The sequence below is a fragment of the Mycobacterium sp. genome (assembly GCF_049278535.1).
Lineage (GTDB): Bacteria > Actinomycetota > Actinomycetes > Mycobacteriales > Mycobacteriaceae > Mycobacterium.
On sequence record NZ_JBAPMI010000041.1, the window covers coordinates 1 to 12,296 of the forward strand.

The following is a 12,296-nucleotide window of genomic DNA, read 5'->3' on the forward strand; positions in this document are numbered from 1 at the left end:
CGAATCCCTGCAGGGGCGGATAGGAGAAGTAGGCGTCCTCGGAGGCGATGACGATGTCTGTGGTCAGGCCCATGTGCGTGCCGCCGCCGACGCAGTAGCCGTGCACCTGAGCGATGGTGGGCTTGGAGAACTCCCACAGGTTCAGCGTCGGCTTGACGAAGAGATCCGACTGCGCCTTCCACGGGTGGCCCGTCACCATGGCGTTCTCCACGAACGACGGATAATCGACAGCGTTGTTGCCGATGGCGTGCCCGGAGCAGAATCCCTTGCCATTGGCCTTCAGCACCAAAACCTTGATGTCGTAGTCACGGTCGGCATCAAGCAACGCCGCGTCGACTTCTTCGGCCAGCTTCTGGTCCTGGGCGTTCGCCTTCTCCGGCCAGTTCAGGGTGATCTTCGCGATCGGCCCATCCTTTTGGTAGATGATTCTTTCGCGAGTCTCGTTGAGATCCATATGCTTTTACCCTTCCTCGATGAACTGATGAAGCCTCTATGAACTGATGACGCCGATTTCTGCGCCGATGTCGTAGGTAGTCCCGATCTGGCCCGTCCATTGCACGGTGCCGGACGCACCGGCCTCGATTTCCTGCTCCACTTTCTCGGTGGCGATCACATAGATCGGTGTGCCCTCGTCGACATGCTGGCCGGCTTCGACGAGCAGGTCGGTGAGTTCCGCCTCCGAGACGGCCACCGATACCCGTGGAATGCGAATGATGAAGTCAGCCACGGGATCCCGCCTTGTCCAAGGTCCGCTGAGCGGCGGCGACGATACGCTCCGGCGACGGATAGACAGTTGCCTCCAGCGCGGCCGCGGCGGGGTTGGGGATGAATCTGGCGGCGACCCGTTCGATCGGCGCGACGAGCTCGCCGAACAGCTCGGACTGCAGGGTCGCGGCGATCTCCGCGCCGGGGCCGCCGAATTGCACGGCGTCGTGGACAATTACCGCTCGGCAGGTTCGGCGCACGGAATCCACGATCGTGTCGACGTCGAGTGGCACCAGGGTCCGAAGATCGACGACCTCTGCGCTGACGCCGTGGCCGGCCAGGGTCTCCGCCGCTGTCATCGCGTCATGCACGGCACGGCCATAGCTGATCAGAGTTACATCGGTGCCGGGCCGCTTGATGTCGGCCTCACCCAGCGGAATCCTAAAACCCGGATCGACGGGAACCGGCCCCTTCTTGCCTTGCAGCCGAATGGTTTCGACGAACAGGCACGGGTCCTCGTCGAAAATCGCCGAGGCCAGCAGGCCTTTGCCGTCGCGCGGCGTGGAGGGCACGATCACCTTCATGCCGGGGATGTGCATGAACCATGCCTCGAGGCTCTGCGAATGCGTTGCACCGGTGGCCAATCCCGCGTACACCTGGGTTCGGATGGTGATCGGCGCCGTGGTGCGCCCAGCGGTCATGAATCGCAGCTTGGCAGCGTTGTTGATCAGCTGGTCGGCGGCGATCCCGATGAAATCCATGATCATGATCTCGGCCACCGGCAGCATCCCGTCGATGGCCGCGCCAATCGCCGCGCCAACGATAGCGGCCTCCGAAATCGGCGTGTCCAGGACGCGGTCGTGGCCATATTTCGTCGACAGCCCCGCCGTGGGGCCCGACGCCCCGGGATCGGCAATGTCCTCACCGAGCAGGAACACTCGGTCGTCGGCAGCCAGCGCCTGATCCAACGCGAGGTTCAGCGCCTCGCGCATCGTCATCTCTTTGTCGTCCATGCCTTACACCGGGAACTTGATCGGGGTTGCGTACACGTCGCGGTCGAGCTCCTCGACCGCCGGGGAATCCGCGCTCATCACGGTTTTCAGCGCTGCCTCGACCGTCGCGAGTGCGTCGTTGTCGATGCCGTCCAGCTCGGTTTCGCTGCAGATGCCCGCCTCGGCGAGATGCGCGCGGAACTTCGGCACCGGGTCGGCCTCCATCGCGGCGGCCAGCTGCTCCTTGGGGATGTACGGCATCCGGTCACCGAAGTAGTGGCCACGGAAGCGGAACGTCACACACTCGATAAAGGTCGGGCCTGCGCCGGAGCGAGCCCGTCGCAACGCCTCGTCGAGAACCGATTTCACCGCCAGCGGGTCGTTGCCGTCCACCCGCACACCCGGCATGCCGTAGCCGGCCGCGCGTTCGGCGACGTGCTCGAGCTTCATCGTGTCGCGAGTGGGCGTCATCTCGGCATAGAGATTGTTCTGGCACACGAAGACCATCGGCAGGTCCCACAGTGCGGCCATGTTGGCCGCCTCGTGAAACGAGCCGGTGTTGGTCGCGCCGTCGCCGAAGCTGACCGCGGTGACGCGGTCAAGGCCTTTACGTTTGGCGGACATCGCCAGGCCCACCGCCACCGGGGGGCCGGCGCCGACGATGCCGGTCGACAGCATCACGCCGTTCTCCGGCTTGGCGATGTGCATGGTGCCGCCCTTGCCTCGACTGGCACCCGTTGTCCGCCCCATCATCTCGCCGTAAATCTCTTCCAGCGGAACGCCTTTGCCGATCAGATCGTGCAACCCACGGTAGGTGGTCACCAGCTGGTCATCAGCCCGCAATGCGACACCCATCGCGGCGGCGATCGCTTCCTGGCCGCGCGACGGCCAGTACACGCACATGAACTCTCCGGTGCCGATACCCTTGGAGAGCCGGTCGTCAGCGGCCTTCATCAGCACCATCAGCGCGTAGAGGCGCTTGTGCACCTCTGGAGAGACCTGGGCTGCCGAGCTCACTTTGCGTAGGAGCCAATCTCCGCGTAGACCTTGGGAATTGGCGGTGTCTCCATGTTGAGCAGCTCGAGCGATGACATCTTGCCGCTGGCGCCGAGCTCCCCCAGCCGACCGACCACACCATCGAGATCGTCGCAGTCGAGTTCGTAGATGGCTATGAACGGACCTTTGCCATCGGTCGGCGCGAAACGCCGCGCTGAGACGATCCCGTCCACCGAGCAGATCTCCGCCAGATGCGTGTCGTTGTACCACTTGTGGTATTCGGCCTCGCGGTCGGCCGAGACCGGCATCGTCTCCAGGTAGATGATCCCTTTGGGCATCCTCGCCTCTCCATTTCGCTTGCGGTGCAGTGTGATTGACCGGACGTTAGCCGCCTGACCACGGCCTCACCTTCAGGAATCCGCCGCCATCGACGCGAAGCTGCTGGCCGGTGATGTAGCGGGCTGCATCGGAGGCAAGGAACAGCACCGCCTCGCTGATGTCCTCGGGTTCGACGTAGGGAATAGGCATGGCCTGCACCAGCGGGAAAACCGGTTCGGCGTCCTCGCGAGTCGGGTTCGGCAGGTCGGGCCGGAAGGCCCGGTACATCGGTGCGCTGTGCAGCATGTCGGTGTTGACGTTCGTCGGGTGTACCGCATTCATCCGGATGGAGAACGGCGCCAGCGCCCGTGCGAAGTCGTTGACATAGTGCGCGGCAGCGATTTTCGCGAAAGCGTATCCGGCGCCACCGGGGCCGCCATCGATGCCGCTGGTGTTCATCGAAGACATGAACGCGGCGTTGGACCCGATCACGATGATCGACGCGCCGGAGTCCAGATGCTTGAGGCTGGCGTGCACCAGGTTGAGCACACCGCCCAGGTCCACGTCGACCGCATCGGCGAATGCCTGCGCCGGCAGACCCGCGGTCAGCGGGCAGATGCCGGCGTTGGCAACCACGACGTCGAGACGACCGAGTTCTGCGACGCCACGATCGATTGCCGCCGACAGTGCCGCGCGGTCGCGGACATCGGCGATCTCGGTGTGGACGCGCTGACCCTCCTTCTCGACGAGACGAGCGGTTTCGTCGAGGTCTTCCGGCCGGGCCAGCGGATACTCGTTGGTCTCGATGTCTTCGCACAAGTCGACCGCGATGATGTCGGCGCCCTCGGCGGCGAGCATCCGCGCGTGCGAGCGCCCCTGACCGCGCGCGGCTCCGCTGATTACTGCGACCTTGCCCGTCACCCTGCCCATAGCCCATCCCTTCTCATGCGCTCAAAAAACCCGACCTACATTGGGGCTCAAGCCATTCGGATTGGGTACCGACGTCTGCCATGGTCGCCGTGGGCTCGGCAAGGGCGCTGACCCGGCCGTCGTTTAGGACTCGACGAGCGTTCGACTCCATCGCTTCTCTTCCACGCGCTGCGTCATTGCAGGACAGGCTGACAAAAATCTATAGTATCTATACTACCTAAAATAGAAAAGACACCGAAAAGGGTGGACAGATGACAGGCGTGCTCACCGGCGTCCGGGTCGTCGAGCTGGCGTCGTGGACGTACGTGCCGGCTGCCGGAGTCGCGTTGGCGGACTGGGGAGCCGACGTCGTCAAGGTAGAAAGGGTGGTAGGCGGTGATCCTGGCCGCGCGCTGGTGGTCGGCGGGTTCACCCGGCAGGCGGCACGCGCCGACACCGACTTCATCCTCGAGCTCAGCAATCGCGGAAAGCGAAGCATTGCACTAGATCTCAAGAGTGATGCCGGCCGGGAATTCTTCGGGCGGCTGCTCGCCGAGGCCGACGTCTTGCTCACCAACTGGCTTCCGGCGGCGCTGGAGCGGGCCCGCCTGACAGTCGAGGACATCCGTGGGTTCAACCCGAACATCATCATCGCGCGCGGGACCGGCTTGGGCGTGCGCGGGCCCGACCGCGATCGCGGCGGTTTCGATGCCGCCACCTATCTGGCCCGCGGCGGGGTTTCCTACACCTTGACGCCGTTCGGCACCGAAAACCCCGCCGTGCAAGGCCCGGCGTTCGGCGACCTGCAGGCCGGGATCACGCTGGCCGGCGGCGTGTGCGCGGCACTGTTTCACCGCCAGCGCACCGGCGAGCCGACCATCGTCGACTCCTCGCTGCTGGCCCAGGCGATGTGGAGCATCGCACCGTCGATTTCCGTCGCCGACCTCTTCGGTATCGACGGCATCCCCGGAGCGCCTCCCGGGCTGGCTATGAACCCGCTGGTCAACCGATACAAGACCAAGGACGGCCGGTGGATCCAGATGGTGTTCCTGCAACCGGACAAATTCTGGGCCGGTTTCTGTCACCGCATCGGCTTGCCTGAACTGGCCACCGACGAGCGATTCGTGCCGTCGTCCAATCTGGTCGCCAACGCGGCCGAGGCGACCGCCCTGCTCGCCACCAAGTTCGCCGAGCACGACCTGGAACATTGGCGGCAGGTGCTGGCCGACGAACCCGGGGTGTGGGCGCCGCTGGCCACACCGCTCGAGGCGCTTAACGACCCACAGAGCAAACCCAACGGCTACCTGATCACCAACGTTGACGATCAAGGCATCGAGTACGAGATGGTGGCTGCACCAGTGCAGTTCGACGAGACACCGCCCGGCCCGGGGCGTGCGCCCGAACACGGACAGCACACCGAGGAGATCCTGCTCGAGCTCGGCTACAGCTGGGACGACATCGCCACGGCAAAGGACACCGGCGCAATCCTGTAACCTGCCCTCGAAAGCCGTCGGGTGGAGGGACATGTCATGACTGCGGGCGTCGAGCAGTTGGAGTTTCAGGCCGAGGCGCGGCAATTGCTGGATCTGATGGTCCACTCGGTCTACTCCGACAAGGATTCGTTTCTGCGCGAGCTGATCTCGAACGCCTCCGATGCGCTGGACAAGCTGCGGATCGAAGCGTTCCGCAACAAGGACCTGGACGTTGACACGTCCGACCTGCACATCGAGATCGACGTCGACCGCGACGCGCGCACGCTGACCATCCGCGACAACGGCATCGGGATGACCCGCGCCGAGGTTGTCGACCTGATCGGCACCCTGGCCAAATCCGGCACCGCCGAGCTGCGTAAGCAATTGCAGGAAGCAAAGAACCCCGAGGTTTCCGAGGAGCTGATCGGTCAGTTCGGCATCGGCTTCTACTCCACCTTCATGGTGGCCGACAAGGTCGAACTGCTCACCCACAAAGCGGGCGACAGCGAGGCAATCAAGTGGGAGTCGAGCGGCGACGGGACCTACACCATCGCCACGATCGAGGGCGCTCCGCAGGGCACGTCGGTCACCCTGCACCTCAAGCCGGCGGATGCCGAGGACGCCGTCCACGACTACACCTCGGAGTGGAAGATCAGGACGCTGGTCAAGAAGTACTCCGACTTCATCGCCTGGCCGATTCGAATGCAGGTCGAGCAGCGCTCTCCTGCCGAAGAGGACGGCGGCGAAGAGACTGTCACCATTGAAACCCAGACCCTCAACTCGGGTAAGGCGCTGTGGGCCCGGCCCAAAGACGAGGTGTCCGAGGAGGAGTACAAGGAGTTCTACAAGCACATCGCGCACGCCTGGGACGAGCCGCTCGAAGTCATCTCGATGAAGGCCGAGGGCACTTTCGAATACCAGGCCCTGCTCTTCATCCCGTCGCGGGCCCCGCTCGACTTGTACGAACCGGACGCGGCCATCGGTGTGCAGTTGTACGTCAAACGTGTCTTCATCATGGGCGACTGCGACCAGTTGATGCCCCGATATCTGCGGTTCGTCAAGGGTGTCGTCGACGCACAAGACTTGTCGCTGAACGTTTCCCGCGAGATCCTGCAGCAGGACCGGCAGATCAACGCGATCCGGCGTCGGTTGACCAAGAAGGTGCTGTCGACCATCAAAGACCTGCAATCTGAGCGGCCGGACGATTACCGCACATTCTGGGGTGAGTTCGGCAAGGTCCTCAAAGAAGGACTGATGCGCGACTTCGACAACCAGGAGACGCTGCTGGAGATTTCGTCGTTCGCCTCAACGCACAGCGAGGAGCAGCTGACCACGCTGGCCGAGTATGTCGGGCGGATGAAAGAAGGCCAGCGGCAGATCTTCTACGCCACCGGCGAATCGCCTCAGCAGATCCTGAACACGCCGCACCTCGAAGCGTTCAAAGCCAAAGGCTACGAGGTGCTTCTGCTCTCCGACACGGTCGACGAGATCTGGTTGGGGTCGGTGACCGAGTTCGACGGCAAACCGTTGCAGTCGGTGGCGATGGGCGACGTCGATCTCGACTCCGAGGAAGACAAGGCGGCACACGAGGCCGAACGTAAGGAGCAGGAAGCGGATTTCGCCGATCTGCTGACCTGGCTGACCGAGACGCTCAGTGAGCACGTCAAGGAAGTGCGGCTGTCCACCCGTCTGACCGACTCGCCGGCCTGCCTGATCACCGACGCCTTCGGTATCACCCCGTCGCTGGCCCGCATCTACCGGGCCACCGGCCAAGACGTCCCGGTCGGTAAGCGGACGCTGGAACTCAATCCGAAGCACCCGCTGATCACCGGTCTGCAGCAGGCCCATAAAGACCGTGGCGACGATCCGACGAATGGCGAGACCGCCGAATTGCTCTACGGTGCAGCACTTCTCGCCGAGGGTAACGCGCCGGAGGATCCCGCGCGCTTCGCCGAGTTGCTGGCGAACCGGTTGACGCGCACGGTTTAGCGGTCGGTTTTGCCGTGCTTGACCTTATTGAACGGCACACCGCGGTCGGCGGCGTATTCCCGCGGGAAGTTCAGCACCCGCTCGCCGATCACGTTGCGGGCCAACTCGCTGGTGCCGCCGCCGATGCAGACTGTTTGCCGGGACAGATAGCGTAGGCCGGTCTCCAGGCCCTCTCCTTCGGCGCCGACGACTCCGGCGGTTCCGGTGATGGCCAATCCGGCGTCCATCTCCAAAGTGACTGTCTCGGCGTGGAATAGCCGCAGCAGAGTACCCGCGGCGGGCGGAAGAGTTCCCTCGTTGACGGCGCGGAAGACGTGCGCGCCCAATTGGTCGCTGACCGCGCGGTGCACCAGTGCCCGCCCGGCGATCTGCCGCACTCGTTCGTTGTCTGCCTGCCCGGTCTTCTCGGCCAACCGCATGTAGTTCACCGGCGTCGATCGGCCACCCTCGCTGCCGCTGCCACTGGCGAATTCCGAGCCCCCGCCTACCGCGCGACGCTCGTGATAGAGCTGACGCGAGGCCACCGACCAGCCGTCGTTGACCTCGCCGACGATGGCGTCGTCGCCGACGTCGACGCCATCGAGAAACTCCTCACAGAACTCCGTGGATCCGTTCACCTGAGTGATACGCCGCAACGTGATTCCGGGATGCTTGATCGGCACCAGGAACATAGTCAGGCCGTTGTGCTTGGGCACATCCCAATTCGTGCGGGCCAGACACAGGCCATAGTCGGCGCCGAATGCGCTGGTGCTCCACGTCTTTGCGCCGTTGAGCACCCAGTGGTCGCCGTCGCGCTCGGCGCGGGTGAGCACACCCGCGAGGTCCGATCCGCCGCTGGGCTCGGACAACAGCTGGACCAATATCTCGTCACCCCGCAGCGCGGCACCGATGTGCTGACGCTTCTGTTCCTCGCTGCCGGTGTCGAGCAGGGTCGCGCAGCAGATGGTGAACGTCGGTGTGTTGAGGATCAGCGGCATCTCGTAGCTGAGGCTTTCGTCGTTGAACGCCTTCTGATACTCGTAGTCCAGACCCAGGCCGCCGTACTCGCGGGGAAAGCAGATCCCGGCGAATCCGCCTTCATAGAGCCGCTTTTGCAGTTCGCGTGCGCGCAGCCAGCAGCTTTCCTCGTCGCGATGGGCCGCCGGCGGATGTGCGGGATCGATCGGCGGCATGTGCTCAGCCAGCCACGCTCGCGCCCGGGCTCGAAACTCCTCGATGGATTCGGTTGCGCCAGAAGCCGTTGCGTCGGCACGATACGTCTCGGTCATCAGGCGGACCTCGGCGCCTGTTGTCCCGCCTCCTGCAGCTGATACACCCGCAGGTTGTGTTCTTCCGGCGTTCCGAACATGGAGCGGTACAGCGCAGCCCGCCGCAGGTAGACATGCAGGTCGTGTTCCCACGTGACGCCGATTCCGCCGTGCATCTGCACGCAGCCCTGGATGACCTCGGTCGCCATCTCCCCGACATAGGACTTGGCAATGCTGGCCGTCAGCGCGGCATCGGCCGAACGGGTGGAGATGGCGCCCACCGCCGCGTTCGTGGTCGCCCGGCACGCCTCCAGCCACATTTTCATGTCGGCGAAACGGTGCTTGAGCGCTTGGTAGGACGCCAGCGGCCGGCCGAAGCTGTGCCGATCCAACGCCCAGGCCACCGTGAAATCGAAAACGGTCTGCAGAATGCCGACTACCTCGGCGCACTGCAGCACTTGGGCGATCTGGCTTTGACGGTCGATGAGTTCGGCAGTGCCGCCGATGGCCGCACTCTGGTCGACCTCGACGCCGTCGAAATGCACACGCGCATACTGCTTGACCAAATCGATCGACTGCTGAGATTCGACGTGCACACCGGATGCATCGGTTGGAACCAGGAATTGACTCACGCCTTCGTCGGTCCGCGCCACCACGAGCAGCAGGCCGCTTTGCGCGCCGGCTTCCACCCGGTCTTTGACACCGTCGATGCGGTAGCCGGATTCGGTGCGCGTGGCGGTGACCGACGGCTCGTACGGCGCCCACCCCTGGCCGGGCTCGTACACCGCCCACGACGCGACGGTCTCGCCGGCGACCAACGCCTCGATCGTCGCCGCGTGCGATTGCGGATCGGCGGAATCCACCAGGCCGGCGAGCACCGTGCTGACCGGATACAACGGCCCGGGAGCCACTGTCCTGCCGAGTTGTTCGGCGACCATCGCCAGATCAGCTACGCCGTCACCGGAAACATTGCCGCCGCCGAGTTCCTCGGGAACCAGCAACGCCGTCCACCCCAGCTCCGCGGCGCGCCGCCACCATGCCGGTTCGAAGGAGACACCCTGAGCGTGCAGCTCCCGCACCCGGGTCACCGGAACCTCTTTTTGCAGAAATGCTTGGGTGGTGGAGGCGAAGAGTATCTTTTCGGGGGAATCGACGGCAGTCATGATGTTGGCTAAGACCTTCCTGGCCTTCCTTCACCGCCCGAGGATGAAGGCCCGGCGTGTGTCCCAGTCGGTAGTCGCTGGTGACCCGATGGTAGCAATGAGCAATACAGTAAGAGATACCGGAGTTCAGTCGATAATGACGTTGAGAGGCCGCGGCCACCATGGCTGAGACCGGCAAAGGATCACAGGATCCCGCCAAAGCGAAGGCGGATGCACTGGCGTTGGCCGAGCAAGCCGACGCCGAAGCCGCTGAGGCCGAGGCGCTTGCCGCAGCCGCACGCGCACGGGCCCGCGCCATCAAGCTGCGACGCGAGGCGCAGGCGCAGGCTGACGACGAGGACGACAAAGCCACCGCGGATGTCGTCGAGTCCGACGAAGCCGAGACCGCCGACGTCGACTCGGAAACAACCGATGCGACCGAGACAGCCCAGTTGACCGAGACAGCCCAGCCGACCGACGCGGCCGAATCCGAGCCCGCCCGTCGCCGCTTGCGGGCACCGAACGTGGCCTTGACGCTGACGATCGCTGCGGTCGTCGCCATCTGCACGCTGCTGGGAGTCAGCGGCTGGATGGCCTGGCATCACCACAATGTCGTGCAGGAACGGCAACGTGCGGCGGCCTATGTCGCAACCGCCAGACAAGGCGTCATCAACCTCACTTCACTGGATTTCAACAAGGCCAAGGAAGGCGTCCAGCGGGTGCTCGACAGTGCCACCGGCGATTTTAGAGACGAGTTCCAAAAGCGCGCAGAGGATTTCGCGTCGGTGGTGAAGGATTCCAAAGCGGTGACGGAAGGGTCGGTCGCGGCCACCGCGGTCGAGTCGATGAACAAGGATTCCGCCGTCGTCCTGGTGCTGGGCAACGAGCGGGTCACCAATATCGCCGGCGCCAAAGACCAACCGCGGACCTTCCGGTTCCGGGTGTCCGTGGCGCACGACGGTGATCAGTTGAAGGTTTCCAAAGTGGAGTTCGTGCTGTGAGTGACGACGAGACCACGCCCGACGTCGAACCCACCGACGGGGTCGAGATCGACAAGCCCGCCGACGGCGAGGAAAGCTCGGACGACGTCGAGGCAGACACGTCGGAGGAAAGCTCGGACGACGTCGAGACGGACACGTCGGACGAAAGCGACGCGAGTTCGTCTGCGGCCCGGCGACGCCTGATTTCGGTTTCGCTCGTTCCGGTCGCCTTGGTGCTGGGTCTACTCGCGGCCGGCGGATTGGCCGGATGGCTGTACTTCACCCAGTACCGGCCCGACGCGCAGACCGACGCCGCCGTCGCGAAGAGCGCGGTCAACGCCGCCCGGGACGGCACGGTGGCGTTGCTGTCGTACAAGCCCGACACCCTGGATAAAGACCTCGCCGCGGCCAGATCACATCTGACCGGCGACTTCCTGAACTACTACGACCAGTTCACCAAGCAGGTCATAACTCCGGCCGCGCACACCAATGCGGTAGCGACCACGGCTCAGGTTGTCGGCGCGGCAACAACAGAGCTACACCCGAATTCCGCGGTGGTGCTGGTCTTTGTCAACCAGGTGACCACCAGCAAGGAACGGCCGGATCCGGCGATGGCCTCCAGCACCGTGCTGGTGTCGTTGACCAAACTGCACGGGGACTGGCTGATCAGCAAGTTCGACCCGATTTAGATCTGATTGGCCGAGCTAGACGGCGAACGACCGGCGCAACGTCTGGGCATGCAACGCGGTGCTCTCCTGCGAGACCACCCAGTCCGGTACCGCCGAGTCGAACCCGTGAAACGTTGCGGCCACCACGTGTAGCTCGGTGTGCACGTAAGCGTGCAGCAGCCGGTTGGCGTAGTCGATGGCCTCGTCGCGGCAGGGGTCGATCTCAGCGCAGCTGATGAACGCCGGCGGCAAGCCTTCGAGATTCGCACGATGGGCCGGAACGTGTTGCGCCGTCGCAGCACCGTGTCCGAGGTAGTGGCCCCACGCGCGGCTCACCGCCGGGCCGTTCAGCCCCGGACTGAGCTGAAATTCCCGTCGCGATGGTGTCGCGTCGGAATCCAGCATGGGCTGGTGCAACACCTGGGCAAGGATCGTCGGGCCTTCCAGGTCGAACGTGCGCTGGGCCAGCGCCGCGACCAAAGCCGCGCCCGCGTCGCGGCCCATCACCACGACCCGGTCGCGGTCCGCGTCGAGTTCCGCGCTGCTCTCGACGGCGTAGCGAAACGCCGCCTCCACGTCGTCGAGCGCTGCCGGGCACGGGTGCTCGGGCGCCAGCCGGTAGTCGACCGAGACCACCAGGCAGGCCGCGTCGCGGGCCAGCTCTACACAGTGCGCGTGATCGGTATCGAGGTTCCCGGTGACGAAGCCACCGCCATGGGCGTAGACGACCAGCGGCGCGGCCCCCGTGGCCGGTCCGCGGTACAGCCGCAGGCCAAGCTGATGACCGCCCGGGCCGGCGATCGCCCGGTCTTCGACCTCGACCTCGCCGGTATCGACGGCCGCCGCGCGCCGGGCAGCGGTCCGCCCGGCGCGCGCCC

General features: G+C 64.7%; 13 protein-coding genes. 4 read left to right on the forward strand and 9 right to left on the reverse strand.

Going from position 1 to position 12,296, the window contains the following annotated elements:
* From WAO18_RS02395 to WAO18_RS02420, 6 genes are all read right to left on the reverse strand, one after another.
* The coding region (locus tag WAO18_RS02395) for an enoyl-CoA hydratase/isomerase family protein (RefSeq protein WP_422203570.1) at positions 1 to 454 on the reverse strand (454 nt) is incomplete at its 3' end.
* A gap of 36 nt (positions 455 to 490) precedes the next feature.
* Complete coding sequence (locus WAO18_RS02400; protein ID WP_422203572.1) at positions 491 to 727, reverse strand: biotin/lipoyl-containing protein; 237 nt, start codon at positions 725 to 727, stop codon at positions 491 to 493.
* Entirely contained in the window at positions 720 to 1,718 is a 999-nt protein-coding gene (locus tag WAO18_RS02405; protein ID WP_422203574.1) for an alpha-ketoacid dehydrogenase subunit beta, read from the reverse strand. Before WAO18_RS02405 ends, WAO18_RS02400 begins: the two co-directional genes overlap by 8 nt.
* Before the next feature lie 3 nt (positions 1,719 to 1,721).
* Positions 1,722 to 2,660: a thiamine pyrophosphate-dependent dehydrogenase E1 component subunit alpha gene (locus WAO18_RS02410; protein ID WP_422203592.1), complete on the reverse strand. Its 939-nt coding sequence runs from the start codon at positions 2,658 to 2,660 to the stop codon at positions 1,722 to 1,724.
* Between the two features lie 50 nt (positions 2,661 to 2,710).
* A complete protein-coding gene (locus WAO18_RS02415; protein WP_422203576.1) occupies positions 2,711 to 3,031 on the reverse strand; it encodes a hypothetical protein in 321 nt (106 codons plus the stop codon).
* Positions 3,032 to 3,077: 46 nt separating this feature from the next.
* On the reverse strand, positions 3,078 to 3,941 hold the full coding sequence (locus tag WAO18_RS02420) for a mycofactocin-coupled SDR family oxidoreductase (protein WP_422203578.1): 864 nt from the start codon (positions 3,939 to 3,941) through the stop codon (positions 3,078 to 3,080).
* A 251-nt stretch (positions 3,942 to 4,192) separates the two neighbouring features.
* On the opposite strand from WAO18_RS02420, the gene WAO18_RS02425 reads away from it, so the two are divergent.
* Together WAO18_RS02425 and htpG are read left to right on the forward strand one after the other, a co-directional pair.
* On the forward strand, positions 4,193 to 5,413 hold the full coding sequence (locus tag WAO18_RS02425) for a CaiB/BaiF CoA transferase family protein (protein ID WP_422203580.1): 1,221 nt from the start codon (positions 4,193 to 4,195) through the stop codon (positions 5,411 to 5,413).
* Between the two features lie 36 nt (positions 5,414 to 5,449).
* Positions 5,450 to 7,381 (forward strand): molecular chaperone HtpG, encoded by a 1,932-nt coding sequence (gene htpG / locus WAO18_RS02430; protein WP_422203582.1) that lies wholly within the window; start codon positions 5,450 to 5,452, stop codon positions 7,379 to 7,381.
* Here the strand turns inward: htpG and WAO18_RS02435 are convergent.
* Together WAO18_RS02435 and WAO18_RS02440 are read right to left on the reverse strand one after the other, a co-directional pair.
* The gene (locus WAO18_RS02435; protein ID WP_422203584.1) at positions 7,378 to 8,649 is read right to left on the reverse strand and encodes an acyl-CoA dehydrogenase family protein; all 1,272 of its coding nucleotides are present in this window, start codon (positions 8,647 to 8,649) and stop codon (positions 7,378 to 7,380) included. The two genes, htpG and WAO18_RS02435, sit on opposite strands and share 4 nt — an antisense overlap.
* Positions 8,649 to 9,791 (reverse strand): acyl-CoA dehydrogenase family protein, encoded by a 1,143-nt coding sequence (locus tag WAO18_RS02440; protein ID WP_422203586.1) that lies wholly within the window; start codon positions 9,789 to 9,791, stop codon positions 8,649 to 8,651. Before WAO18_RS02440 ends, WAO18_RS02435 begins: the two co-directional genes overlap by 1 nt.
* A gap of 161 nt (positions 9,792 to 9,952) precedes the next feature.
* Between WAO18_RS02440 and WAO18_RS02445 the strand changes: the two genes are divergently transcribed.
* On the forward strand, positions 9,953 to 10,771 hold the full coding sequence (locus WAO18_RS02445) for a hypothetical protein (RefSeq protein WP_422203588.1): 819 nt from the start codon (positions 9,953 to 9,955) through the stop codon (positions 10,769 to 10,771).
* Positions 10,772 to 10,818: 47 nt separating this feature from the next.
* Positions 10,819 to 11,439, forward strand: coding sequence for a hypothetical protein (locus WAO18_RS02450; protein WP_422203594.1), 621 nt, complete (start codon positions 10,819 to 10,821; stop codon positions 11,437 to 11,439).
* 15 nt (positions 11,440 to 11,454) lie between these two features.
* Here WAO18_RS02450 and WAO18_RS02455 read toward each other — a convergent pair.
* Positions 11,455 to 12,296, reverse strand: an 842-nt coding sequence (locus tag WAO18_RS02455) for an alpha/beta hydrolase (protein WP_422203590.1), incomplete at its 5' end; no start/stop codon positions are given.

Coding starts and splice junctions, on each gene's coding strand:
- WAO18_RS02415 (WP_422203576.1), bottom strand. CDS start 3,031: ATGCCCAAAGGGATCATCTACCTGGAGACGATGCCGGTCTCGGCCGAC.
- WAO18_RS02445 (WP_422203588.1), top strand. CDS start 9,953: ATGGCTGAGACCGGCAAAGGATCACAGGATCCCGCCAAAGCGAAGGCG.
- WAO18_RS02420 (WP_422203578.1), bottom strand. CDS start 3,941: ATGGGCAGGGTGACGGGCAAGGTCGCAGTAATCAGCGGAGCCGCGCGC.
- WAO18_RS02440 (WP_422203586.1), bottom strand. CDS start 9,791: ATGACTGCCGTCGATTCCCCCGAAAAGATACTCTTCGCCTCCACCACC.
- htpG (WP_422203582.1), top strand. CDS start 5,450: ATGACTGCGGGCGTCGAGCAGTTGGAGTTTCAGGCCGAGGCGCGGCAA.
- WAO18_RS02410 (WP_422203592.1), bottom strand. CDS start 2,660: ATGGTGCTGATGAAGGCCGCTGACGACCGGCTCTCCAAGGGTATCGGC.
- WAO18_RS02405 (WP_422203574.1), bottom strand. CDS start 1,718: ATGGACGACAAAGAGATGACGATGCGCGAGGCGCTGAACCTCGCGTTG.
- WAO18_RS02425 (WP_422203580.1), top strand. CDS start 4,193: ATGACAGGCGTGCTCACCGGCGTCCGGGTCGTCGAGCTGGCGTCGTGG.
- WAO18_RS02435 (WP_422203584.1), bottom strand. CDS start 8,649: ATGACCGAGACGTATCGTGCCGACGCAACGGCTTCTGGCGCAACCGAA.